This window comes from Nesterenkonia populi, from assembly GCF_007994735.1.
In the GTDB taxonomy this organism is placed as follows: Bacteria; Actinomycetota; Actinomycetes; order Actinomycetales; family Micrococcaceae; genus Nesterenkonia; species Nesterenkonia populi.
In genome coordinates, this window is record NZ_VOIL01000001.1 from 1,287,329 (window position 1) to 1,311,541 (window position 24,213).

The window sequence follows — 24,213 nt, forward strand, 5'->3', positions numbered from 1 at the left end:
CGCAGACACCATGAGTGACCCCTCAATCGTGCTCGCCGGCGGCGGCACAGCTGGGCACATCAGCCCCATGCTCGCCATCGCCGAAGCGCTCGGCCGCCTCGCCCCCGAAGTCCGCCAGACGATGATCGGGACCCCGGACGGGCTCGAGACCCGCCTCGTCCCGCAGGCCGGCTACCCTCTGCGCACCATAGAGAAGGTGCCGATGCCCCGCCGCCCCGGCCGCGACGTCCTCCGATTCCCGGGCCGGTTCCGCAGCGCCGTGGAGGACTCCAAGCGCATCCTCACCGAGGAGAGGGCGACGGCTGTCGTCGGAGTGGGCGGGTACGTCTGCACCCCCGTGTACGTGGCCGCGCAGCGGCTGGGGATCCCGGTGGTCATCCATGAGGCGAACGCCCGCCCCGGCCTGGCCAATAAGCTCGGGGCGCGGAAGGCCGGGTTCGTCGGAACCGCCTTCGAGGACACTCCCATCAAGTCCGGCCAGTGGGTCGGCATGCCGATGAGCCGTGAGATCTCCCAGCTGGGCCGGCTCACCTCCGATGAGGCCGCGAAGGCCCGCACGCAGACCCGTGAGAGCCTCGGCCTGGACCCGGAGAGGACCACCCTGATCGTCACCGGCGGCTCATCCGGGGCACTGAGCCTGAACACGGCGATCGCCTCCGCGCTGCCGCAGCTGCTGGAGACCGGCGCCCAAGTCCTCCACCTCACCGGCAGGGACAAAACCGTCATGAACGGCGTCGGGGCTCCGCTGACGGCGGAGGGATACTTCCAGCGGGAGTACCTCGACGGTATGCACCAGGCCTACGCCGCCGCAGACCTCATCGTCGCCCGTGCCGGGGCCGCCACCGTGTGCGAGGCCGCCGCCGTCGGGCTCCCCGCCGTCTTCGTCCCCCTGCCGATCGGCAACGGGGAGCAGGAGCTCAACGCCCGCGGCCTGGTGGACGCAGGCGGCGCCCTGCTGGTCAGGGATGAGCACTTCACACGCCCCTGGATCGCCCGCAACATTCAGCCGATGCTGGCTGACCCGCGCCTGCTGCTGACCATGCGCAGGCAGTCCGCGGCCCGCGGCATCACCGACGCCGACGAGCGGATGGCCCGTGAGGCCCTCGCCGCCGCAGGGGCAGAGGTGCCCGCATGAGCACACTGACTGAGCTGGGCCGCGTCCACTTCCTCGGCATGGCTGGGGTCGGCGTCTCCGCAATCGCCCGGCTGATGCTCACCGAGGGAGTGCCGATCTCCGGCACCGACGGCAAGGACCTTCCCGTCCTCGACGAGTTCCGCGCCGCCGGCGTGCCGGTCAGGGTCGGCTACGCGGGGGAGAACATCGCCTCTGTGGAGGCTGAGGCCGGCGAGCCGGTCGACACGGTGGTCGCTTCATCCGTGGCCAAGGCCGGCAGGAACGCCGAGTACGACGCTGCCGCGGCCGCCGGAAAGCGCATGCTTCACCGCTCTGAGGGGCTGGCCGCCTGCATGTCCGCCAAGCGGGGCATCGCCGTCGCCGGAACCCACGGCAAGACCACCACCTCCTCGATGACCGCGGTCATGCTGCACGCGGCCGGGCTGGAGCCCAGCTTCGCGATCGGCGCGACCGTCGCTGGGTTCGGCACCAACGCCCAGCCCGGGTCGGGGGAGTGGTTCGTGGCCGAGGCGGACGAGTCCGACGGCACCCTGGTCAACTACTCGCCTGAGATCGCCATCGTCACCAACGTGGAGCCGGACCACCTCGACCACTACTCCAGCGCGGAGGAGTTCGAGCAGGTCTTCGTCACCTTCAGCGGCAACATCCTGCCCGGGGGCGCGCTGGTGCTCTGCGCCGACGACGACGGCGCCCGTGCGCTCGAGCAGAGGGTGGCCGCAGAGCTCGCCCGCCGGCGGGTCACGCTGACCACCTACGGCTTCAGCGAGGACGCCGGCCTGCGGATCACTGAGCACACCGAGGACTTCAGCGGCCAGCAGTTCACCCTCACCCGCGGAGACGCCGCCGCCCAGGTGCGGCTGCGCGCCCCGGGGCGGCACAACGCCCTCAACGCCGCCGCGGCTGTCGGGACCGGCCTGCAGGCGGGCCTGAGCCTCGCACAGGCCGCTGAGGCGGTCGGCGAGTTCGCCGGCAGCTCCCGCCGCTTCGAGCGCAGGGGAGAGGTCGCCGGCATCCGCGTGATCGATGACTACGCCCATCACCCCACCGAGCTGGCCGCGGTGCTCTCGGCAGCCCGCAGCGCAGTCGGCGGCGGCGCAGTCCACGCGGTCTTCCAGCCGCACCTGTTCAGCCGCACCCAGGCCTTCGCCCGGGAGTTCGGCCAGGAGCTCTCCGCCGCCGACACCGCCGCAGTGCTGGAGATCTACCCTGCCCGCGAGGAGCCCATCGAAGGCGTCACCGCCGGGCTCCTCGGCCACCCTGTGCATACCTGGCAGGGCGCGGTGGACGCTGTCGTCGACGCCGCCGAGCCCGGCGACATCATCCTCACTCTGGGCGCCGGCGACGTCACCGAGCTCGGGGACCGCATCGTGGAGGCGCTGCAGCGGGCCCGCCCGCACGAAAGCAACGTGGTCGATGGTTCGTGAGGGGGACCAGGACGACTCCCCGCTCGCATTCCCCGAGCCGGAGAGCGTCACCCGCGGCCGGCAGCGCCGGCGGGGCCTCATCGCGCTCGCCGCTGCCCTGGGCCTGCTGGCGACGGCCGTCGCCGTGCTCTGGTTCTCTCCGCTGCTCGCCCTGCGCAGCGTCGAGCTCCAGGGCGCCGAGCTGCTTCCCGAAGCTCGCGCCGATGAGCTGCTCTCCGATCTGCGCGGCACGCCCCTGCCGCAGATCGGCACCGGCGACGTCGCCCAACGGCTCGGCCAGGAGAACGTGGTGGACCAGGTCCAGACTCGCGCCGAGCTGCCCGACACCCTCCACGTCGAGATCACCGAGCACCCGCCTGTCGCCCAAGTGACCGGCGAGGACGGTGTGGAGCTCTACAGCGAGAACGGTGATGTGATCCGCAGCTTCGACGGCCCCGAGATCCTCGACTCCGAGGACTATGCGATCCCGGAGATATCCTCCGAGGCCGCGCTCGGCGACGAGCAGGTCTTCGCGGCCGTCGTCGCCGTCCTCGGAGAGCTGCCCGAAGGCGCCCGCGCCCAGCTCGAATCCGCCTCCGCGGACACCATCGACTCCGTCACCCTGGAGCTGGCCGACGGGCGGACCGTCCTCTGGGGCGGCGAGGACCAGGGCCCCGCCAAGGCTGAGGTGCTCGAGGCCATCCTCGCCAGTGAGGATGAGGCCATCACCGAGGCCGACACCGTCGACATATCCACGCCGAGCACCCCGGTGACCCGCTGAAGCATCCTCCTCGCCGGGCGGCCCCGTTCCAGGACACGCGAACGTTCATGTTGCGGTGCAAAGTGACGGTTGCCCGTAGCCTGGCGGCAAAGAAAAATGTCAGTCAGTCTGGGCTCCGATAGATTTAAGGACGTACAACGTGGCAGCACCGAACAACTACCTGGCCGTGATCAAGGTCGTCGGCATCGGCGGCGGCGGAGTCAACGCCGTCAACCGCATGATCGAGGTGGGCCTGCGCGGCGTGGAGTTCATCGCCATCAACACGGACGCCCAGGCGCTGCTGATGTCCGACGCGGATGTGAAGCTCGACGTCGGCCGTGAGCTCACCCGCGGGCTCGGAGCAGGCGCCAACCCTGAGGTCGGCCGGCAGGCCGCCGAGGACCACTCCGAAGAGATCGAAGAGGTCCTGCGCGGCGCCGACATGGTCTTCGTCACCGCCGGGGAGGGCGGCGGAACCGGCACCGGCGGCGCACCCGTCGTCGCCCGCATCGCCCGCTCCCTGGGCGCCCTGACCATCGGTGTCGTCACCCGGCCCTTCACCTTCGAGGGCCGCCGTCGCGCCACCTCCGCCGAGTCCGGCATCGAGGGGCTGCGCGACGAGGTCGACACCCTCATCGTCATCCCCAACGACCGTCTCCTGTCCATCAGCGACAAGAACGTCTCGGTCCTGGACGCCTTCCGCTCCGCGGACCAGGTGCTGCTCTCCGGCGTGCAGGGGATCACCGACCTGATCACCACCCCGGGCCTGATCAACCTCGACTTCGCGGACGTGAAGTCCGTGATGCAGGGGGCGGGCTCCGCGCTGATGGGCATCGGCTCCGCCAACGGCGAGGACCGTGCCGTGAAGGCCGCCGAGCTCGCCATCGCCTCCCCTCTGCTGGAAGCCAGCATCGACGGTGCCCACGGCGTCCTGCTGTCCATTCAGGGCGGCTCCGACCTGGGCCTCTTCGAGATCAACGAGGCAGCCCGCCTCGTCCAGGAGGTCGCTCACCCGGAGGCCAACATCATCTTCGGCGCCGTCATCGACGACGCCCTGGGCGATGAGGCCCGAGTGACCGTCATCGCCGCAGGGTTCGACCAGGCCGACGTCACCTCCAAGCCCGCAGCGCCCCAGCCCGCCCAGCAGACGACGCAGCGCCAGACGCCTCAGTTCGGCTCCCCGGTGGCGCCCGTGGCCGGTGCGACCTCTGCCGGCTACGCCTCCTCCGCGGCCTCCCAGGACACTGCTCCCACGCCGCGCCCTGAGGCCTCTCCCCAGCAGGAGAAGCAGGGGAACGAGGAGGAGCAGCTGCCTGAGGTCCTTGAGTCGGACTACACCGGCAAGAATGACGACGATCTCGACGTCCCCGACTTCCTGAAGTAAGAGCCGCCTACGCCTCCCCGCGCGTGCAGAGGGACCCTCGCCATCGTCTGGGGGGGTCCCTCTGCACATGTGCTCTGAGCCGTAGGGTGCAGGTATGACTGAGGTGCTCTGGTGGAAGGGTGACCATGACGGCGTGCGGCTGGGATTCACCTCCGCTGCGGCCGGGAATCTCGGCGCCCATGTCGGCGACGCTGCGGAGGCGGAGCAGAACAGGGCCCGCCTCGCGTCCCAGCTCCTCTCTCCCGCAAATCCCAGCCCTGCTGAGAAGTCTGCTCCCGACAGCGCATGGGATAAGTCAGCAGTGCAGGGACAGTGTGAGAGCAGTGGGTTCCGCTTCCTCCATCAGGTGCACTCCACGGAGGTGCTCGACGCCGGTGAGGTGCGCGATGAGGTGCCCACGGCAGACGCGTGGGTGTCAGCAGGAGGTGCTGCGCCGCTCGGCGTCCTCGTCGCAGACTGCCTTCCGGTTCTCTTCGTCGGCACCGGCGCAGCGGGACCGGTCACCGCGGCCGCCCATGCCGGCCGGGAGGGGCTGCTCTCCGGCGTCCTGGAGAGGACCGTTGAGGCGCTGCAGGCTCGAGGTGCAGAGGAGATCCACGCCTGGATCGGTCCGGCCGCCTGCGGTGCCTGCTATGAGGTGCCGCAGGCGATGGTGGACGAGGTCGCTGCTGCGCGGCCTGCGCTCGTGTCCACCACCAGCTGGGGCACTCCTGCGCTGAACCTGCGTGCCGAGGCCGCCGCTGTCCTGAGGACGCACGGGGCGGAGGTGCACGACGTCGGCGGCTGCACGATGGAGGATCCGCAGCTCTTCTCCCACCGCCGCACCCAGCAGCAGGGCGCCCCAGCCGGCCGCATCGCCGGTCTGGTCTGGCGTGCCTGATGCTGCCGAACGCGGCAGGAGCCGCCGCTGGAACTTGCGATGAGGGTCTGCGGCTGCGGCCTGTCTGTCCTCTATAGGGTGGACGCGTGGATACGCGAACCCAGGAGCTGAAGGAAAACCTTGACACGGTGAGCCGGCGCATCGACGGCGCCGTCGCCGCAGCCGGGCGGGCCGACCGCCCGGAGCTGATCGTCGTCACCAAGTACTTCCCCGCAGCCGACGCCGTCCGGCTGGCGCAGCTCGGTGCGGTCGAGCTGGGGGAGAACAAGGACCAGGAGGCCGGTCCGAAAGCCGCCGAGGTCGCCGCGCAGCTGGGGGAGGGCGCGCCGCGATGGCATTTCATCGGCCAGCTGCAGTCCAACAAGGCCAAATCCGTGGTCCGCTACGCCCACGCGGTTCACTCCGTGGACCGGGCCAAACTTGTCGGCGCGCTCAGCCGCGGGGCCCTCAGCGCCTTGGAGAGCGGTGAGCGTGCCGCACACCTCGAGTGCCTCATCCAGGCAGACCTCCGTGACCCCGTGCCTGATGATGGCAGGGGAGGCGCCTCCCCTGATGCCGTGCCGGGCCTCGCCGACGCGATCGCCGAGGCCGACGGCCTCACTCTCGGCGGGCTGATGGCCGTAGCTCCCCTGGACGAGGACCCGCGTCCGGCCTTCGAGCGCCTCGCTGCGCTCGCCGAACGCCTGCGTGCTGACCACCCGGCCGCCGTCGCCGTCTCCGCGGGGATGAGCCGGGACCTTGAGGCCGCCGTGGCGTGCGGTGCGACACACCTGAGAGTCGGCCGCGATGTGTTGGGCGAGCGTCCGGCGCCCCGGTAAGGTCTTGTCCACCAACAAGTGAATACACACTTCGCCTGAAGACCGATGCCACTCTCAACCTTCCCCCAGGAGAACCCCATGGCTGGTGCTTTCAAGAAGACCATGATCTACCTCGGCCTAGCCGATGGTGACGACTACGCTGAGGACAGCTTCGGCAGCGAGGACCGTGCACCTCGTTCCGGGCAGGCCTCAGCCGCGGAGCGTCCCGCAGAATCTCGGCAGTCCTCTGCCGCCCCAGCACCGGCCCCCGCCGCGGCTGAGCGCGCCTCCAACCCGGGCGAAGGCTCCCATGACAACGTGGTCTCCCTCTCCGACCGTCAGCCCGTCGGCCAGATGGAGCACCACACCGGCTCCTACAATCCGACCAACCTGGCGGTGGACCCGGACTACCGCGCCCCGGTGACCCCCATCAAGCGTGCCCCCTCCTCCCGGGACGAGAGCGAACCTATGCGAAAGATCACGACAGTCCACCCCCGCTCCTACAACGACGCCAAGGTCATCGGCGAGTCCTTCCGCGAGGACATCCCCGTGATCATGAACGTCACGGAGATGGGCGAGGCAGAGGCCAAGCGTCTGGTGGACTTCGCAGCGGGCCTGGTGTTCGGCCTCGGGGGCTCCATTGAGCGCGTCACCAACAAGGTCTTCCTGCTCACTCCCAAGAACGTGGAGATCCTCGCTGAGGAGCAGGCCGCCCTCGCAGAGCCGGACGCCCAGTTCTTCAACCAGAGCTGAGCTGGTCCCTGCGGAGTATGCGCACCGTGCCTGCCTCGTGGGATGCGTCGGCCTTTACGCCTGAAGTGCGCCGGAGACGGTAGGCTTCCCAGCGATGGATCTCATTCTTGCTTCGCTGTGGCTGCTGCTGGGCGTCTACCAGTTGGCGCTGATTGTCCGGATCATCTTCGACATGACCCAGCAGTTCGCTCGTTACTGGCGGCCCAAGGGCCCCTGGCTGCTGCTGGCCGTGGGCACCTACGCGGTCACTGACCCGCCGATCCGCTGGCTCCGCTCCAAGATTCCGCCGCTGCAGCTCGGCGGAATCGCGCTGGACATGGCGTTCATCATCGTTTTCTTCGCGGTGATTGTGCTGCAGGGAATCCTTCTGTCGTTCGCTTGAGAGAGGCTCCCGGTCAGGCTCTGACCGGGAGTTTTTCGCTTCGCGGGGCTCCACCCTTTGAAACCCGGACTTGAAGGTTCGGGTCGAAGGCCCCAGACGGGTCTGGGTATTCTTTGGTCTGACGTGCTTTGAAGTCCCGTTTTGAAGCTCTGCCGGCCACTGATGATGAGGTGACTTGAGAATGGCTCTCACTCCCGAAGATCTCCTGAACAAGGAGTTCCCGGAGACGAAATTCCGTCCCGGCTACGACAAGGACGAGGTGGATGACTTCCTCGACGAGATCGTGGTCGAGTGGCGCCGCCTGATCCAGGAGAACGAGGACCTGGCGGCCCGGAATGAGTCTCTGCAGGAGCAGCTCGACAACGACCCCCGTCACGTGGAGCCCGACAGCCTCAACGACGCCGGGCTCTCCGGCTACGCCGGCACCGAAGCAGAGCTCACCGGGTCTCTCCCCGCACAGGGGGATGAGCCTTCCCCGGAGCCGGAGCACAGGGCGGACCCGAACGTCACCGCCTACCCCGAGTACGAGCTGGGCACCCGTCCCGCCCAGGAGCGTCCTGCGGCTCAGGCGCCTGCCGAGGAGCAGGCGAGCTCTGCCGCCGGGGTGCTTGCCATGGCGCAGAAGCTTCACGATCAGTACGTCTCCGAGGGCGAGGAGACCCGCGCCGCCTACATCGCCGAGGGCGAGCAGACGCGGGAGTCCTTCATCGCCGAGGGCGAGAGCAAGCGTGCGGAGCTGATCAGCGAGGGTGAGAGCACCAAGGAGCAGCTCCTCAGCGAAGGCACCACCAAGCGGGACGAGCTGATCGCCGAGGGTGAGAGCAGGCGCACCGAGATCCTCACTGATGCGGAGACTCGCGCCGAGAACATGATCGAAGAGGCAGAGCTGACCTCCACCCGGACCCTCAATGCCCTTGAGCGGAAGAAGACGGACCTGGAGAGCCGTGTCACCGAGCTCACCGGCTTTGAGCGCGACTACCGGGCACGCCTGAAGGACTACATCGAGGGCCAGCTCAACGAGCTGAACTCCAAGGGCTCCATCGAGAAGGAAGCCTCCAGCTGACAGCCGCGTAGAATGGCGGGGATGTCCGAGACCCCCGCCGCGCCGCAGCAGCGCAGACCGAGCAGACGGGCCGCGATCCTCCTTGCCGGAGGCATCGCGGCCCTCGCTTTTGCCCTTGACCAGGCCACCAAGTACTGGGTGGAGCAGACCCTCGCCCTCGGCGAGCACATCGAGGTGCTCCCGCCCGTGCTGTACTTCCGGCACCATCTCAATCCGGGTGCGGCCTTCTCCATGGGCACCGACTACACCTGGATCTTCACCCTCATTCAGGCGGTTGTCCTGGTGCTGGCCCTCTGGTGGTTCAGGCGTCTCGGCGGCTCCTGGCTGTGGGCGCTGGGCCTCGGCGGCCTCGCCGGGGGAGTGGCCGGCAACCTGACCGACCGCCTGGCCCGGCCGATGAGCCCGGCTGACGGCGGGGATCATGTGATCGGCCTGGGCGCTGTCGTGGATTTCATCGGAGTGCCGAACTTTGCGGTGTTCAACGTGGCGGACAGCTTCATCGTCTGCTCGATCATCGGCCTCTGCGCCCTGATGATCTTCGGCGTCGGCATCGACGGCACCCGCGAGAGCAAGCCCCAGGGGTCGGAGGCGAACGAAGCATGACTGAGCATGAAGTGAAGCCGCAGCTGGGCGGGAAGCGGGCTGACGCCGTCGTAGCGGCCCTGTACGAGGTCTCCCGCACTGAGGCAGCGGAGTGGATTGCCCGGGGCCGGGTGATCTGGGCCCAGGACCGCACCCAGGCGAAGGCGCAGGACTCCCGGGCTGCGGGGGCCGCGGTGAAGAAGTCGGAGAGGCTGCCCGCCGGCGCGCTGATCAGCGTGGACGAGCCGGAGCCCGAAGATCTGCTGAAGGTGGAGGCCGTGGAGGATCTCAAGCTGCTGCACGAGGATGCCGACATCGTCGTCGTCGACAAGCCGGTGGGGGTGGCCGCGCATCCCTCGCCCGGGTGGCGGGGCACCACGGTGATCGGCGGACTGCTGGCCCAGGGGGTCGAGATCGCCACCTCGGGGGCGGCGGAGCGCCGCGGGATCGTCCACCGGCTCGATGTCGGCACCTCAGGGGTGATGGTGGTCGCCAAGACGGAGCGGGCCTACAGCGTGCTCAAGGACGCGTTCCGCGAACGCACTCCCACTAAGCGGTACCACGCGCTGGTCCAGGGCCTGCCGGATCCGACCGAGGGAACCATCGACGCGCCGATCGGCAGGCACCCGGGGCACGAGTGGCGCTTCGCAGTCGTCGAGGACGGACGCCCGGCGCGGACCCACTATGAGCTCATCGAGGCCTACGGCCGCGCCTCGCTGCTGGACATCCGCCTGGAGACGGGCCGGACCCATCAGATACGGGTGCACTTCTCCGCGATGGGCAGGCCCTGTGCCGGGGACCTCACCTACGGCGCTGACCCGGCGCTGGCCTCGGAGCTCGGCCTGACCCGCCAGTGGCTGCACGCCGTTGAGCTCGGCTTCGCCCACCCTGCCGGAGGCGAGCACGTCACGTTCCGCAGCGAGTATCCGAACGACCTGTCAGAGGCGCTCTCTCTTCTTGAGGGCTAGGAGGTAAAGGCCGTGAGCAAAGACTTCGTCCACCTGCACAACCACACCGAGTACTCGATGCTCGACGGCGCCGCCAAGATCGGCGAGCTGTTCGAGCAGACCAAGAGCCTGGGGATGAACGCGGTGGCGACCACCGACCACGGGTTCATCTTCGGAGCCTACGAGTTCTGGAAGACCGCCCAGCAGCATGACGTGAAGCCGATCATCGGGCTGGAGGCGTACCTGACCCCGGGCACGCACCGCACCGACCGCTCCAGGGTCCGGTTCGGCGACGGCGTGGACGATGTCTCCGGCGCGGGCGCCTACACGCACATGACCATGTGGGCGGAGAGCACCGCCGGGATGCACAACCTCTTCCGCGCGAGCTCGCTGGCCTCCATCGAGGGGTACTTCTACAAGCCGCGCATGGACCGGGAGATCCTGCAGACCTACGGCAAGGGGCTGATCGCCACCACCGGCTGCGCCTCTGGGGAGATCCAGACGTGGCTGCGCCAGGGCCAGTACGAGCAGGCGAAGAAGGCTGCCGGAGAGTTCCAGGACATCTTGGGGAAGGAGAACTTCTTCTGCGAGATCATGGATCACGGCATCGAGATCGAGCGCCGGGTGCAGAAGGAGCTCATCCAGCTGGCCAAGGAGATGAACCTTCCGCTGGTCGCCACGAATGACCTCCACTACACCCACGCGCAGGACTCCAAGGCGCACGGGGCGCTGCTGTGCGTGCAGTCGAACAACACCCTGGATGACCCCAAGCGCTTCAAGTTCGACTCGGACGAGTTCTACCTGAAGTCCCCGGCCCAGATGCGGGAGCTCTTCAAGGACTTCCCGGAGGCGTGCGACAACACCCTGGCGATCGCTGAGCGGTGCCAGGTGGAGTTCCATGAGTCCAACGGCGAGTACATGCCGCGCTTCCCCGTGCCGGAGGGGGAGTCGGAGGAGTCCTGGTTCGTCCGGGAGGTGGAGCGCGGTCTGGCCTACCGGTACCCTGCCGGCGTCCCGGACGAGGTGCGCAAGCAGGCCGAGTATGAGATCGGCGTCATCACCCAGATGGGCTTCCCCGGCTACTTTCTGGTGGTGGCGGACTTCATCAGATGGGCCAAGGAGAACGGCATCCGGGTGGGGCCCGGCCGCGGCTCCGGCGCGGGCTCCATGGTTGCCTACGCCATGCGGATCACTGACCTGGACCCGCTGCAGCACGGGCTGATCTTTGAGCGCTTCCTCAACCCTGAGCGTGTCTCCATGCCCGACTTCGACGTCGACTTCGATGACCGGCGTCGTTCCGAGGTCATCGACTATGTGATCCGCAAGTACGGGGATGAGCGGGTGGCGATGATCGTCACCTACGGCACCATCAAGTCGAAGCAGGCGCTGAAGGACGCCGCCCGTGTGATGGGCGAGCCCTTCCAGACCGGTGAGACGCTCACAAAGGCGATGCCTCCGGATGCTCAGGGCAAGCCGGTGCCGCTGGGGGACATTGAGGATGAGAAGTCTCCCCGGTACAAGGAGGCCCAGGAGATGCGGGACACCATCAGCGGTGACCCCCGCTACCGGGAGATCTTCGACCTCGCCTCGGGCCTGGAGGGGCTGAAGCGTCAGTGGGGTGTGCACGCCGCTGGCGTGATCATGTCCTCGGACCCGCTGATCGACATCATCCCGCTGATGAAGCGCGAGCAGGACGGTGCGATCATCACCCAGTTCGACTACCCCACCTGCGAGACCCTCGGCCTGATCAAGATGGACTTCCTGGGGCTGCGCAACCTCACGATCCTCTCCGACGCCCTGGAGAACGTGAAGAACAACCGGGGCATCGATCTCGACCTGGAGACCCTGGGCGTGGACGACCCTGCCTCCTATGAGCTGCTGGCCAGCGGCAAGACCCTCGGCGTCTTCCAGCTGGACGGCTCTGGCCTGCAGGCGCTGCTGAAGGCGATGAAGCCCGACAACTTCGAGGACATCTCCGCGACCATCGCCCTCTACCGTCCGGGCCCGATGGGCGCGGACTCGCACACCAACTACGCCAAGCGTAAGAACGGCGTGCAGGAGGTCACCCCGATCCACCCGGAGCTGGAGGAGCCGCTCTCGGAGATCCTGGACACCACCTATGGCCTGATCATCTATCAGGAGCAGGTGATGGCGATTGCTCAACGGGTGGCCGGGTACAGCCTGGGCCAGGCAGACATTCTGCGCCGTGCGATGGGCAAGAAGAAGAAGGCGGAGCTGGACAAGCAGCGGGTCGGCTTCTTCGAGGGCATGGCGGCCAACGGGTATTCGGAGAAGGCCGCCCAGACGCTGTGGGACATTCTGCTGCCCTTCTCCGACTATGCGTTCAACAAGGCTCACTCGGCCGCCTACGGCCTGATCGCATATTGGACCGCGTACATGAAGGCCAACTATCCGGCCGAGTACATGGCGGCCCTGCTGACCAGCGTGGGTGAGAACCGTGACAAGCTGGCGATCTATCTGGCTGAGTGCCGCCGCATGGGCATCACGGTGACTCCGCCGAGCATCAACGAGTCTGCGCTGACCTTCACCCCGGTGGGGGACGAGACCATCCGTTTCGGCATGGGAGCTGTGCGCAACGTCGGCTCCAACGTGGTGACCGGCATGGTCAGCGCACGCCAGGAGGAGGGCGCCTTCGAGAGCCTGGGCGACTTCTTCAAGAAGGTGCCGATGCAGGTCTGCAATAAGCGCACCGTGGAGTCGATGATCAAGGCCGGCGCCTTCGACGAGCTCGGCCATACCCGCCGGGCGCTGGTCACGGTGCACGAGCAGGCCATCGACCAGGCGGTGAAGCAGAAGAAGGACTCCCAGCAGTACGAGACAGACATCTTCGGCGCCATGGCCTCTGAGGAGGACGGTCTGAGCGGGTTCGACGCCGTGCCGGTGCCAGATCTTCCCGAGTGGGACAAGAAGGACAAGCTGGGGTTCGAGCGGGAGATGCTCGGGCTGTACGTCTCCGATCACCCGCTGCAGGGCCTGCAGCGCACCCTCTCTCAGTATGCGGACCGCACGGTGGCGTCGGTGGTGAGTGAGGACGGCCCGCCCGACGGCGCCGGGGTGACCATCTGCGGGATGATCACGGGTCTGCAGCGGAAGGTCGCGAAGTCGGGCAACCCGTATGCCCGTGCGGAGATCGAGGACATGGGCGCCTCCATTGAGGTGATGTTCTTCGGCAAGACCTACCAGGCGGTCTCCATGGTGCTGGCCGAGGACCTCATCGTCGCGGTCAGGGGGCAGGTGGACCGTCGCGAGGACGGGGCAGTGGTGATCAAGGCGCAGGATGTCACCGTCCCGGAGATCACTGAGGAGGGCGGCAGCGGCCCGGTGATCCTCGCCCTGCCGGTGCAGAAGGCTACTGAGAAGACCGTCACAGAGCTGGGCGATGTGCTGAAGGCCCACCGGGGCACCTCGGATGTGCACATTCGGCTGCTCACCGGGGACCGGATCGAGATCATGCGGCTGGGGGAGGACTACAAGGTCAACCCCTCGCCCGCGCTCTACGGCGACCTGAAGGTCCTTCTGGGGCCTGCCTGCCTTGAGGTCTGAGTCGAGCTCCTGCTGGGGCACAAGATGTAGTTGAACCTTGCGGTGGCCGACACAATATGTGGCGCGTAGGCTCTCCTGCATAAGGGAGAGGAGGCCCTGGACATGTACTGCCCGTTCTGCCGCCACGATTCATCGCGCGTGGTGGACTCGCGGACACTGGAGGACGGCTCCGGCATTCGCCGCCGCCGCCAGTGCCCCGTGTGCTCCAAACGGTTCACCACCGTGGAGACCACCAGCCTGACCGTGGTGAAGAGGTCCGGGGCGGCTGAGCCGTTCGACCGCTCAAAGGTCATCAACGGCGTCCGCAAAGCATGCCAGGGCCGGCCCGTCTCGGCGGATGACCTCGCCGTCCTGGCTCAGGAGGTGGAGGAGGTCATCCGGGCCTCCGGCAACGCCGAGGTGGACGCCAACGACGTCGGCCTGGCCATCCTCGGGCCCCTCCGCACGCTCGACGTGGTCGCCTACATGCGGTTTGCGAGCGTCTACCGGGGCTTCGAGAACCTCGACGACTTCGAGAAGGCGATCGATGAGCTGCGCCGCGAGGAGCAGGAGCCGGCGGGGCAGGCAGCAACGGTGGTCCAGCCCCGCTTCGGTTTCAGGTAGACTTATGGTCACAGCCGGCGGCTGGGTTCTTCAGGGGAAGGTTGGACCCGGCCGCCGGTTTTTCTATGCCGTCCGAAGACGATCCCAGGGGTGAGATCGCCGGGCAGCAGGCCCTTTGCGTCCCTGAATGTCATATTCGGCGGACATTCCGTCATTTTCCCTCAGAGATTCCTCCCTGAGGCTAGGGTATCTTCGGCCGCAGATTGATCTCACGGGACGGCGGCCACCTTCTGAACAGGATGATCTGAGGGTAAACACCGCACAGACAAGGACGGAATAAGTGATGGTCATTGGTGACTATCCTTTTGTAGGCCGCCGCGATGAGATGCTCAGGATCCGGGCCGCGGCCGAACGTGCGCAGCGGGGCCAGGCCCAGTTCGTCGTCGTGGAGGGTCTTTCCGGCGTCGGCAAGACCGGCCTCATCGCCCGGGCCCTGGACAGCTTTCAGGGGTGGGGGGAGGCCGGCATGGTGCTCAGCCCCCATCATCGTGAGATTCCGGGCGCCCTGTACAAGGGCCTGATGAGCATCAAGGACGAGACCGCCCGCACGGACAGCGCAGACGAGATCGCGGCTGCGTTTCTCCGCTGGTCCAAAAACCTCGACCAGCCGATGGTCATCACGATCGGTGAGCTGCAGCACGCTGATGAGCTCTCTGCGGAGACTCTCTGGCAGTCCCTGAGCATGATGCTCCGGGCCCCTGTCATGGTCGTCATGTCCGTGGCGCCCGGCCCCAGGCCTGAGATCCGGCGGATCAGCCAGCTGGCGCAGATCAGCCCGCAGGGCACCTACTTGCAGCTGCCCCCGCTGACCCGCGACGACGTCGAGGAGTACCTGACGGCCTGCACGGGCTTCTTCGTCAGCAGGGACGTGGCAGAGAGGGTTCACTGTGCCACTGACGGCTACCCGCGCCTGGTCCAGGCGGTGGGGGCCTGGCTGCAGAGCACCCCGGTGGGACGCCGCGGCATCGACCAGGCGGTTCGCTACGCCCTGGCGAAGGACGACCTGATCCATGTGCAGGCGCAGCTGGAGGTCAGCCTCGAAGGGGTCGGCGCACAGACGCGCAAGGTGCTCGAGGCTCTCGCCGTCGCGGAGAAGCCGGTGACCAAGCGCCAGCTGGAATGCGTGCTCGGTGAGGAGATCAGTCCGGGCGAGCTCATCGGCACAGGGCTGGTGCGGTGGGACGACGCGGCCTTCGGGTACGCCTTGGAGCACCGGGCCGCGGGCCGCGGACTGCTCAGCCGCCTCAGCTACGAGCATCGGCGGGACATCCACCTGGCCCTCGCTGATGAGCTGGAGGAGCGCGACGAACTGGGTCATCGGATCGCGGCCGCCCAGCTCGACCCTGACTCGGCAGACGTCGAGGTGCTGCACGAGAAGCTGATGGCCGCCGGCTACGAGGCAGCCCGTGCCGGTGATATCGGGGAAGGATTCGATCTGGTGCGGCTGGCGGCCCGGCTTCGCCCGGACCGGAGCACGCTGGCCAAGCTGGGGCTGATGGCAGTCCCCGCCGGCCGGAGCAGGGACCTGGCGGAGTTCGAGGAAGCAGTCCGGAATCTGCCTGTCTGCGCGGCGCGCTCCGCGCTGCTGGCGATCATTCGTGTCCACCAGGCCAACCCCCAGGCGGCGGCCCAGGAGCTGGAGAAGCGGACTGATCTGGGGGAGGACGAGCACGGGCTTCTCCTGTATGCCCAGACGCTCTCCGATGTGTGTGCCGACCTGCTCCGGCTCGGCGGGGAGGCCCACGTCTCCGGAATGCTGGACCGCACCATTGAGGCGATCGAGGAGCACCGGGAGCGTCTGCGCAGCCAGCGGGCCAAGCAGCTCTCCTCCGGTGAGGAGATCCAGCCTGCCTGGACCCTCGGCTATACGACCAGCCTCCATGCGCTGCTGACGGTGTGGCGCGCTGCTGAGGGGCTGAACCTCAAGGGGGCCGGGGGCGGCCTTCAGGACTTTTCCGGGCTGATCGAAAATTTGGAGAAGTACCCGGGGACCGAGCAGCAGAGGGCGCAGCTGCGCAGTATGCGCGGCATCCGCCTGGCTCAGCGCTCGGAGCACCATGAGGCTCTGGGGGAGCTGGCACCCCTGACCAGCCTCGGCCTGACGGACCCCTACTCGCTCCACGCGCGCTCGCAGACAGCCATCCTCCTGTTCAATGCCGGCAAGTGGCACGCCGCCCAGGAGGTTGCTGAGGCGGCGGCCGGCGAGGCTCTGCTGGAGGACGAGAACGGCGCGTCCCTCTTCGCCTACGCAGTCTCCTGCCTGGTGCCGGCTGCCCGCGGTGAGTTCCGCAAGATTCAGCCGGTGGTCGAGCAGCTTGAGGAGGCCCCGCTGACCGGGCCGCTGGTGAAGAGCGCCCTCTATGCGGTCAGAGCGTGGGCCGCAGTCGCTGAGGAGGATCACGGTGCGGCTGCGCAGCATCTGCTGGCCGCCCGCAACGCCTCCAGCGGATGGTGGCTGGTGGGGCTTGAGCCTCTGCTGCTGCTGGCCCGGGAGCTGCACTATTCGAACTGGTCAGAGATGCTGCCAGGGATCGTGCGCTCGGCCGCCCAGGATGTGCCGAGCCTGGTCGGCTCTCACCTGAGCGTCATCGACTATCTGCGCGGCTTCGAGTCCTGGGCGCAGGAGGAGCCGGAGCAGGCTATGGACTGCTTCATCCGGGCCCTGCGCTTCTTCGACCGGCAGCCGCCGCTGCGCCCTTCCCAAGCTGCAGGCGAGGGCGGAGGGTTCCGGCTCTTCCGCGCCCTGCTGGGGGTGGACATGGCGTGCCTGTTCGCGGAGCATCCGCAGCTGCTGCGCCGTCACCGGGCCGTAGTGCTGGAGATGGTGGTGTGGGCGGCCAGCGTCTTCCAATCCTGCGGCAGCGAGGTGCTCTTCGCGCGTGCTGCTGCCCTGATGAACGAGGTGCGGCCCAAAGTTTTTGAGGAGACTTCCTCCCCGGTGGAGGAGCGGGTGGAGCGGGTGCCTAAGCCCAAGCCTGACACCCCCTTCGGAGCCCCTGCGCCCGAGATCCGCGGCGATGCCCCGCCGCTGACGGAGGTGATGGACCAGCTTTCCTTTCGGGAGCAGGAGATCGCCTTCGCCGTGGCAGAGGGCAACACCAACCGGGAGGTTGCCGAGGAGCTGGTGATCTCAGTCCGGACGGTGGAGTACCACGTCGGAAATATTCTCCAGAAGCTGAGCCTGGGCTCCCGGAAGGAGCTGCGCCAGCTGCTGCGGGCAGTCTCGGCGGGGCAGACAGGCTGAGGGGATGCCTCCGACGACGTGACGGACGGCTATGGTGAGCACCACGCATTCTTGAGGGGGAGCGGACTGTGAGTTCTCTGCGCACGTTCACCGGACGCGAGGCCGAGCTGGCGGCCATCGTCGACCTGGCGCGCGAGTGCGCCCAGACGAAGACCCCGCGGTTCCTGCTCATCGAGGGCCCGCCGGGCATCGGCAAGTCGGCGCTGGTGCACGAGGCGCTGCGGACAGCCGCACCCGACTGGTTCTGCGATGAGGTGCACTTCGACCCCGCCGACGCCGACCGCGAGCTCGACGCCGTCGTGCAGTTCCTGCGCCGCGAGGCCCGCGCGGATGCGCCCCGGGATGTGCGGGGCCTGGTGAAGATGCTGGCGGACCAGGCTGACAGCCTGCCTGGGCCCTCCGTCACGGTGGTGGAGAACCTGCACTGGGCCGATGACGGCACCCGGGACGTTCTCTACCAGGTGGCCCGGGAGGCGAAGAAGACTCAGCTCCTGGTCATCGGCACAGCTCAGCCTGAGAGCCGGGAGACGATGGCGAGGTTCTCGCGGCTGGCCGCGGCGCAGTCCACCGCCCTCCACATCGTGCTGGGCCCCTTCAGCGCGGCGGAGATCCGCCGGCGGCTCGTGACGGCCAGCGGCCTGCCGATCAGCCACTCGGTCGCTGAGCGGGTTCGGCAGGTCACAGACGGCTTCCCGGCTTTCGTGGACCATGTGGCGGGATGGCTGATGGCCTCAGAGCCGGGCAGCAGCCGGCATATCGATGATGCCTTCGAGACCTTCGGCCATGATGGCGGACCCGCGGCGGAGCTGCAGGATGACGTCGCCCACCATCTCATCCGTATGGACCGGCAGACTCGGATTCTGCTGGAGCTGCTTGCGGTGGCGGATCGGGGCCTGAGCATCTCAGAGATGCGTTCGGCTCTCGGGGCCCCGCCGGAGACAGAGCGGCTTCAGGGCTCGTCGCTGGTGACCTACAGCAGGGGCCGCTTCGAGATCCAGTATGGGGTCGTGCGTCGTGCGATGCGCGAACTGGTGCCGCCGCAGCGGCTGGCTGCCCACCACGCCGCTCTCATGGAGGTCGAGGGCTTCCCCGCCAAGATCATGCACCAAGCTCGTGCCGCCCAGCTGGAGGGCGAGGACACCGAGGGTCTCGTCCCGCAGATGCTGGAGGCCACCGCGGACAGCGCGGCCTCCGGGGAGCGCCGCGGGGCGCTGGAGCTGGCGGCGGCGACCTGCGACATCGCCCAGACCCCCGAAAGCCTGGAGAGCTTCGCCCGGGCGGCCCTGCGGGCCAAGCGCAGCAGGAGCCTGCGGGCTGCGGAGCCCGCCGTCCACGGCCTGCCGCCCGGTGTGCTGCGCTCGGCGCTGCGGGCACGGCTGCACCTTGACCGGGGACAGTTCGACGAGGCTCAGTTCGAGCTCAACCGCGTCACAGACTTCTCTCGCGCGTCCCCGCACACGCTTCTGCTTTACGCGGGGGCTGTCTGCATGCTGGCCCGAGCCCAGGCCGCCCGCGGCGACTTCAGCACGCTCCATGGGCTCTTCCAACGCACCCTGACGCAGCTGGACGCTGCGGACCGGCGCGTGTCCGAAGGGACGGAGCATGCATGCTCGGACGCCCGACTACGTATGGATGCGACCAACTTTCGGGCTGTCCTGAAGATGTGGGCCGCCCTGGCCGCAGCCGAGAGCTCAAGCGTGGGCGCCTCCTATTCCACGGTGGGTCGGATGCTGATGGACCTGGAGCTGCAGCCCGGCACCGAATATGCTCAGGCGGAGCTGCGCACCGTCCGCGGCGCGGGACTGCGCCAGATGGGCGGGCGCGCTGAAGCGCTGGAGGACCTGGAATGGGTCAGCCGGCATCGGCAGCACCTCGAGGGCGGCGCGGTCACCTACGCCAGAATTCAGCTGGTCTACGTGCTGTTCGACGCCGGGCTGTGGGAGGAGGCCTCCGGGCTCGCGCTTGAGGCCGCCAGCGCCGTTCTCCTGGACGCCGAGGATCCTGCTGCGAGCATCGCCTACGCTGTCGCCGCGCTGGTGCCTGCCTGCCGCTCGGCGCTCGCCGGCTGGGACCGCACCCTGAACGTGGTGGCGGCGATGGGCGACAGCGCCGGGCCGATGGCTCAGGCGGCCCGGTTCTACTCCTTGGCGTGGGAAGCCATCGCTGGGGGAGACCACGAGCGCGCTGTGGGGTGCCTGCTGAAGATGCACGGCGCTGGTCGCTGGTGGAGGGGCGGCATCGCCTCCGGGGTGCTGCTGGGCCGGGAGTACTACTACTCGGGCCAGGCCAGCGCGGTCGGCATCCTGCTGAAGGACCTCAAGGCGAACTATGGAGCGATGGGCCGGATCCGGGGGTTCGCCTCCCTGTACCTCCAGGGGCTGAAGAATCTGGCGGAGGGACGCGCTGAGGAGGGCCTGACCTCGCTGCTCGCCGCGGTGGATGAGATCAGCGCCGAGCCGCCCCTTCGCCGGGCGATGCCGGAGGGAGACGGCGGAGGCTTCCGCATCTTCCGGGCCCTGCTGGCCATGGATGTGGGCCACGCCGTCGTCGAGAACCGCGCGCACCTGGAGGACCGGCGGGACAGGGCGGCAGAGCTGCTCACCTGGGCCGTCCAAGTCTGGCAGGGCTGCTCGGCACCAGGGCTCATCAGCCAGGCTCAGCTGCTGCTCTCGCGCCTGTCCGACTGCGCTGCGGAGGATGCTGCGGCTGCCGAGGCCGATCGGCCGGCGATCCACGTCTACAGCGGCGCCGACGTGCCCACCGCGCCGATGCCGATCGTGCCGGCGGCGGACACCCAGCTCACCGGCCCCATGCAGAGGGTGATCTATGATCTGCCCACTTCAGTGCCGGATGAGGCGGTCCGGATGATGTCTGCGCTCACGGCCCGGGAGCGTGAGGTTGCGCTGCTGGTGGGTCAGGGGCTCACGAATAAGGATATCGCGCGGAACCTGGTGCTGTCGGTGCGCACCGTGGAGTTCCACGTGACAAACGTCCTGGGGAAGCTGAACCTGCGCTCCCGGCACGAGCTGCGCCGCATGCTCCAGCCGCGCGGCCTGACCACCTGAGGCGTCAGCCCGCCGTTTCGCGCCGCGTTCATCATCAGGGGCGCCCCATGGACGCTCCAACCCTGGGTCACCCCTGATGATGGACGATCCGTCCCCCGTGGTCCACGGGGGATTCCCCGTGGAGGCGCCTCGGATGCTCCCCGTAAAGCACGTGCATCCCCCCGTGATCAGCACCTGAGACTGCCATTTTCGGCTCCAGAGCGCCGGTCCGGGGTCTAGCGTTGTTCCTGGCGGATGAACGGGACTTCACACGCCGGAACGTCATAAGCACTCTGATTTGGGGGAACTTGGAATGGTTGTAAAGCAGGGGGGTCAGCTGGACGGGGCTGCGCGGCGCAGGAACGGGCTGCGTCGCGCAGTGCTGAGCTCAGCAGCTGCGGTGACCATCACCGCAGTGAGCGCGGGAGCAGCCGCGCCGGCAATGGCGCACGGGCCTAAGTGGCCGAGCTTTCCGAGCAAGGGAATCAGCACCGAGGCCAGCATCGAGGTGGTGAAGAACAAGATTCTTCCTCGCCAGCACTGGGATGCCAATCGCGCCGAGGGCTGGACCTTCCGCCTCGAGGGCAAGGGCTTGGAGAAGAAGACTGAGACCACCGGGGAGGACGGCAGCGCACACTTCGAGATTGAAGTCGGACGTAAGGGCTACAGCACGGTGACCATCACCGAAGAGGCCCAGGCGGGATGGCAGTTCCGCGACGGTCACTGCACCGACAGGAAGAACCGCAAGGCTGACATGATCCGGCCGAACGGGGACGGCGCCTTCAGCTTCAAGGTCAAGAAGGGTGCCGACGTGATCTGTCACGTCAAGAATGTCCCCGTGGACAAGCCCGAGAAGCCTGAGAGGCCAGAAAAGCCCGAGAAGCCTGAAAATCCTGGGAAGCCGGAGAAGCCGGAGAAGCCGGAGAAGCCGGAGAAGCCTGAGAAACCGGAGGAGCCGGAGAAGCCTGAGAAGCCTGAGAAGCCGGAGAAACCGGAGGAGCCGGAGAAGCCTGAGAAGCCTGAGAAACCGGAGGAGCCGGAGGAGACAGAGAGCCCTGAGCCGGTGGAGCCGGCAGCGCTGGCCCTCAGCAAAGCTGCTTCGGCGGAGGAGGTTCGGCGCGGGGACTCCTTCACCTATGGCCTGCAGGTGGCGCACCTTGATGGCGGGGCTGCCTCCCAGGTGCGGCTCACGGATGAGATTCATCATCAGGTCCGGGTCGACGAGGTCACCGTCGGCGAGGAGGACGTGTGGCAGGTCTGCGAGGTCACTGGCCAGGACGAGGACGGATTCGGCGGCCTGCTTGCCTGCGAGCTGGCAGGAACCTTCGGCTCGGAGGACGAGTTGGATGAGGTGGAGCTGGACGTGACCATCAACCCTGAGCTGGCTGGCCGGTATCTCACCAACAGCGCTGAGCTGACCTGGTGCGATGAGGATGGCGAGACCTGCGCCTCCGACCAGGACTCCGTGGAGGTTCAGATTCGGGATGCCAACAATCCTTGGGCTCCCGAGCCCGAGGAGCCCGAGCCCACTGAGCCCGGGGAGTCGGAGAGCCCGGAGCCTGCCGAGGAGCCGGAGCCCACTGAGCCCAGGGAGTCGGAGAGCTCGGAACCTCCTGAGGAGCCGGAGCCCATCGAGCCTGAGGATGAGCTCGAGGAAGAGGAGCGTGAGGACGCGGCTGACTCCCCTGCGGCTGCCGGCGAGCCCACGCCCGTTGACGAGGATTCCCCCGAGCCGTCACCGGCCGGGGGCGAAGAGACCACTTCTGGTCAGCCCAGCGAGTCCCCATCCGAGCCGCCTCACTCGGATGACGAAGAGGATGAGCTGGCGCAGACCGGAGTGAGCACCGGAGGAATAGCACTGGGTGCACTTGCCCTGCTTCTCTCCGGTGCAGGGACCTGGTGGGCGGCGAAATCCCCACGCCGCCGCACTGAGGTCTCATAACAGAGGGAACGGGAACAGGAGGTCGTCGGCTGAGCGGTCAGGATCCGGGGAAGGGCCCGATGCGCATCTGCCGGCGGCCTCCGCCTCTGTGAAGAATCAGATACCGAACAGCTGGAACTATCAGGACACGGCGTGTGAGGACTGCACCGGGAAGGGCAGTCCTCACACGCCGTCCACTTCGGCCCCAAGGAGAGCCTGCCATGGTGAAGAGCGTTGAGCTCGAAGAGTTTCGTCAGAGGATGGACCATTATCTCGCCGGCACGGAGCCGATCGTCATCCACCGGGACGGCGCCACGCTCGGGCACTGCATTCCGCTCGCTCAGCGTCAGCCCGCGCCCCAGGCTGAGCGCAACACCGAGGAGACTCGGCGGCGCATCCGTGAGCGCAGGGAACGCATCGAGGCCGGCCTCGGCGGCTGAGCCCTTCTGGGGAGGGAGACGCTGAGAGCCGGCAGGTGAGGACTCAGGCCGCGGCCGGCGCGGCCAGCGGACGCCGCACCGGGTAGTCCTGCCCCTCAAGGATCACCTGTGCGCCCTTCAGGCTGGCCGCATTGAGGAGCACGGGAGCGAGCAGGTTCGCGCAGGGCTCGCCCTGCGAGGTGTTCACCACGACCAGCACACGCACCTCATGATCGGAGTCTGCCCCCACCTCAGCCAGGTGATCCCGGACCCGGGGAGAGTAGTCAGGCATGTGAACCGCCGGGTCAAGCAGGAAAAGCTTCAGCTCCGGCATCTCGACTGCGTCCAACGAGTAGAGGCCGACAGCGTCCTCGACCTCATTGAGGGTGAACTGGGTCAACGGAGCAAGTCCCGGCAGGGAGTCCGGGAACGTCAGCTGCGCCATCACCGCAGGTAGTCCATCAGGGACGTCTGCATCACCCGGGCTGAAGCCATCAGCGCTGCCTGGTAAGCAACCTCCTGGGCCTGCAGGTCCAGGGCCGCTGAGGCGAGGTCGGCGTCCTCCAGCTCACTCCTGCGGGTCTCCAGACGCACTTTGTCATCCGCCAGGACCTCCTCCTGACGCAGGGACGTGGCGTGCTGGGCCCCCACACTTGCCTGAACCGACTGCACCCGTGAGAACCAGCCGTCCAGCTCACCGAGCGTCTCCTGCAGAGGCTCGCCGGAACGAATGTCAGCCGCGGCGCGCTCCAGCATCGCGAAGATACTGTCCTCGCCGGAGCCGAAAGCGGCCGCACCGTCAACATCCACCCGCACCGTGGTGTTCGGCCCCACCTTCCGGCTCACCTCCGCGCCCTCGACCCCCTGATGAGTGCCGTCAGCGGTGAAGGCGGAAGCCGCATCCGAAGTCCCAGCGAAGACGCTGCGGCCCATGAATTGTGTATTGGCCGTGTCCAGCAGATCCTCGCGCAGCGCCTCAAGCTGCAGGGCATGCGCCTCCCGCGAATCTGCGGACATGGTTCCTTGGTTCGCGGCCGAGAGGATCACATCCCGGATCTGATGGATCGTGTTCACACCGCGGGAGAGCGCCGAGTCAGCGGTGGACAGCCACGAGTTCGCATTGTTCGCGTTCCGGCTGTACTGGGTATTCGCCCGCTGCTGGGCCCGCAGCTCCATCGCCTGGGCCGCGGCGGCGGGGTCGTCCGAAGGCTTCTCCACCTCCTTGAGGCTCGAGGCCCTATTGGTCGCAGCGGCCAGGCGCTGCTGCGCAGCCTGGATGTTGCGGTCCGCGGCGGCGATCATCGAGATCGAGCTCACGCGCTGAATAGCCAT

At 67.8% G+C, this 24,213-nt stretch carries 19 protein-coding genes; 17 read left to right on the forward strand and 2 right to left on the reverse strand.

The annotated features are described in order from the left end of the window. Positions 1–10: 10 nt before the first annotated feature. The 17 genes from murG to FWJ47_RS06060 all read left to right on the forward strand — a co-directional run bounded on the left by murG (position 11) and on the right by FWJ47_RS06060 (position 22,902). Positions 11–1,135: an undecaprenyldiphospho-muramoylpentapeptide beta-N-acetylglucosaminyltransferase gene (gene murG, locus FWJ47_RS05970; protein WP_147105475.1), complete on the forward strand. Its 1,125-nt coding sequence runs from the start codon at positions 11–13 to the stop codon at positions 1,133–1,135. Continuing rightward, a complete protein-coding gene (murC, locus tag FWJ47_RS05975; RefSeq protein WP_147105477.1) occupies positions 1,132–2,559 on the forward strand; it encodes a UDP-N-acetylmuramate--L-alanine ligase in 1,428 nt (475 codons plus the stop codon). The genes murG and murC overlap by 4 nt, the downstream gene beginning before the upstream one ends. Next, a complete protein-coding gene (locus FWJ47_RS05980; RefSeq protein WP_147105480.1) occupies positions 2,549–3,319 on the forward strand; it encodes a cell division protein FtsQ/DivIB in 771 nt (256 codons plus the stop codon). Before murC ends, FWJ47_RS05980 begins: the two co-directional genes overlap by 11 nt. Positions 3,320–3,458: 139 nt before the next feature. Further along, positions 3,459–4,682 carry a cell division protein FtsZ gene (gene ftsZ, locus FWJ47_RS05985; RefSeq protein ID WP_147105483.1) on the forward strand — a complete coding sequence of 408 codons (1,224 nt, stop codon included), beginning with the start codon at positions 3,459–3,461 and terminating at the stop codon, positions 4,680–4,682. A 94-nt stretch (positions 4,683–4,776) separates the two neighbouring features. Beyond that, on the forward strand, positions 4,777–5,562 hold the full coding sequence (locus tag FWJ47_RS05990) for a purine nucleoside phosphorylase YfiH/LACC1 family protein (RefSeq protein ID WP_147105486.1): 786 nt from the start codon (positions 4,777–4,779) through the stop codon (positions 5,560–5,562). An 86-nt stretch (positions 5,563–5,648) separates the two neighbouring features. Then, positions 5,649–6,380 (forward strand): YggS family pyridoxal phosphate-dependent enzyme, encoded by a 732-nt coding sequence (locus FWJ47_RS05995; protein WP_147105489.1) that lies wholly within the window; start codon positions 5,649–5,651, stop codon positions 6,378–6,380. A 78-nt stretch (positions 6,381–6,458) separates the two neighbouring features. Further along, the gene (locus FWJ47_RS06000) at positions 6,459–7,112 is read left to right on the forward strand and encodes a cell division protein SepF (RefSeq protein ID WP_147109023.1); all 654 of its coding nucleotides are present in this window, start codon (positions 6,459–6,461) and stop codon (positions 7,110–7,112) included. Positions 7,113–7,206: 94 nt separating this feature from the next. Further along, positions 7,207–7,494: a YggT family protein gene (locus FWJ47_RS06005; protein ID WP_147105492.1), complete on the forward strand. Its 288-nt coding sequence runs from the start codon at positions 7,207–7,209 to the stop codon at positions 7,492–7,494. A 181-nt stretch (positions 7,495–7,675) separates the two neighbouring features. Further along, positions 7,676–8,557 (forward strand): DivIVA domain-containing protein, encoded by an 882-nt coding sequence (locus FWJ47_RS06010; protein ID WP_147105495.1) that lies wholly within the window; start codon positions 7,676–7,678, stop codon positions 8,555–8,557. Between the two features lie 21 nt (positions 8,558–8,578). Then, entirely contained in the window at positions 8,579–9,160 is a 582-nt protein-coding gene (locus FWJ47_RS06015; protein WP_246126180.1) for a signal peptidase II, read from the forward strand. Next, entirely contained in the window at positions 9,157–10,107 is a 951-nt protein-coding gene (locus tag FWJ47_RS06020; RefSeq protein ID WP_147105498.1) for an RluA family pseudouridine synthase, read from the forward strand. Before FWJ47_RS06015 ends, FWJ47_RS06020 begins: the two co-directional genes overlap by 4 nt. Positions 10,108–10,164: 57 nt before the next feature. Further along, positions 10,165–13,650 carry a DNA polymerase III subunit alpha gene (gene dnaE / locus FWJ47_RS06025; RefSeq protein WP_147109028.1) on the forward strand — a complete coding sequence of 1,162 codons (3,486 nt, stop codon included), beginning with the start codon at positions 10,165–10,167 and terminating at the stop codon, positions 13,648–13,650. 102 nt (positions 13,651–13,752) lie between these two features. After that, positions 13,753–14,253: a transcriptional regulator NrdR gene (nrdR, locus tag FWJ47_RS06030; protein WP_147105501.1), complete on the forward strand. Its 501-nt coding sequence runs from the start codon at positions 13,753–13,755 to the stop codon at positions 14,251–14,253. A 283-nt stretch (positions 14,254–14,536) separates the two neighbouring features. Next, positions 14,537–17,497 (forward strand): helix-turn-helix transcriptional regulator, encoded by a 2,961-nt coding sequence (locus FWJ47_RS06035; protein ID WP_246126322.1) that lies wholly within the window; start codon positions 14,537–14,539, stop codon positions 17,495–17,497. A gap of 68 nt (positions 17,498–17,565) precedes the next feature. Next, positions 17,566–20,562, forward strand: coding sequence for a helix-turn-helix transcriptional regulator (locus tag FWJ47_RS06040; protein ID WP_147105507.1), 2,997 nt, complete (start codon positions 17,566–17,568; stop codon positions 20,560–20,562). A 292-nt stretch (positions 20,563–20,854) separates the two neighbouring features. Continuing rightward, the gene (locus FWJ47_RS12255; protein ID WP_246126181.1) at positions 20,855–22,483 is read left to right on the forward strand and encodes a hypothetical protein; all 1,629 of its coding nucleotides are present in this window, start codon (positions 20,855–20,857) and stop codon (positions 22,481–22,483) included. Positions 22,484–22,683: 200 nt separating this feature from the next. Further along, positions 22,684–22,902, forward strand: a complete 219-nt coding sequence (locus tag FWJ47_RS06060; RefSeq protein ID WP_147105516.1) for a hypothetical protein — start codon at positions 22,684–22,686, stop codon at positions 22,900–22,902. Between the two features lie 43 nt (positions 22,903–22,945). On the opposite strand, the gene FWJ47_RS06065 is transcribed toward FWJ47_RS06060, so the two are convergent. Continuing rightward, positions 22,946–23,326, reverse strand: a complete 381-nt coding sequence (locus FWJ47_RS06065; protein ID WP_147105519.1) for a flagellar assembly protein FliW — start codon at positions 23,324–23,326, stop codon at positions 22,946–22,948. After that, complete coding sequence (gene flgL / locus FWJ47_RS06070) at positions 23,326–24,213, reverse strand: flagellar hook-associated protein FlgL (RefSeq protein ID WP_147105521.1); 888 nt, start codon at positions 24,211–24,213, stop codon at positions 23,326–23,328. The genes FWJ47_RS06065 and flgL overlap by 1 nt, the downstream gene beginning before the upstream one ends.

What these genes read in the sequence shown, in the direction of transcription:
- murG (WP_147105475.1), top strand. Translation starts at nt 11, where the DNA reads ATGAGTGACCCCTCAATCGTGCTCGCCGGCGGCGGCACAGCTGGGCAC.
- murC (WP_147105477.1), top strand. Translation starts at nt 1,132, where the DNA reads ATGAGCACACTGACTGAGCTGGGCCGCGTCCACTTCCTCGGCATGGCT.
- FWJ47_RS05980 (WP_147105480.1), top strand. Translation starts at nt 2,549, where the DNA reads ATGGTTCGTGAGGGGGACCAGGACGACTCCCCGCTCGCATTCCCCGAG.
- FWJ47_RS05990 (WP_147105486.1), top strand. Translation starts at nt 4,777, where the DNA reads ATGACTGAGGTGCTCTGGTGGAAGGGTGACCATGACGGCGTGCGGCTG.
- FWJ47_RS06000 (WP_147109023.1), top strand. Translation starts at nt 6,459, where the DNA reads ATGGCTGGTGCTTTCAAGAAGACCATGATCTACCTCGGCCTAGCCGAT.
- FWJ47_RS06005 (WP_147105492.1), top strand. Translation starts at nt 7,207, where the DNA reads ATGGATCTCATTCTTGCTTCGCTGTGGCTGCTGCTGGGCGTCTACCAG.
- FWJ47_RS06010 (WP_147105495.1), top strand. Translation starts at nt 7,676, where the DNA reads ATGGCTCTCACTCCCGAAGATCTCCTGAACAAGGAGTTCCCGGAGACG.
- FWJ47_RS06015 (WP_246126180.1), top strand. Translation starts at nt 8,579, where the DNA reads ATGTCCGAGACCCCCGCCGCGCCGCAGCAGCGCAGACCGAGCAGACGG.
- FWJ47_RS06020 (WP_147105498.1), top strand. Translation starts at nt 9,157, where the DNA reads ATGACTGAGCATGAAGTGAAGCCGCAGCTGGGCGGGAAGCGGGCTGAC.
- dnaE (WP_147109028.1), top strand. Translation starts at nt 10,165, where the DNA reads ATGCTCGACGGCGCCGCCAAGATCGGCGAGCTGTTCGAGCAGACCAAG.
- nrdR (WP_147105501.1), top strand. Translation starts at nt 13,753, where the DNA reads ATGTACTGCCCGTTCTGCCGCCACGATTCATCGCGCGTGGTGGACTCG.
- FWJ47_RS06035 (WP_246126322.1), top strand. Translation starts at nt 14,537, where the DNA reads ATGGTCATTGGTGACTATCCTTTTGTAGGCCGCCGCGATGAGATGCTC.
- FWJ47_RS12255 (WP_246126181.1), top strand. Translation starts at nt 20,855, where the DNA reads ATGGTTGTAAAGCAGGGGGGTCAGCTGGACGGGGCTGCGCGGCGCAGG.
- FWJ47_RS06060 (WP_147105516.1), top strand. Translation starts at nt 22,684, where the DNA reads ATGGTGAAGAGCGTTGAGCTCGAAGAGTTTCGTCAGAGGATGGACCAT.
- FWJ47_RS06065 (WP_147105519.1), bottom strand. Translation starts at nt 23,326, where the DNA reads ATGGCGCAGCTGACGTTCCCGGACTCCCTGCCGGGACTTGCTCCGTTG.
- flgL (WP_147105521.1), bottom strand. Translation starts at nt 24,213, where the DNA reads ATGGCTATTCAGCGCGTGAGCTCGATCTCGATGATCGCCGCCGCGGAC.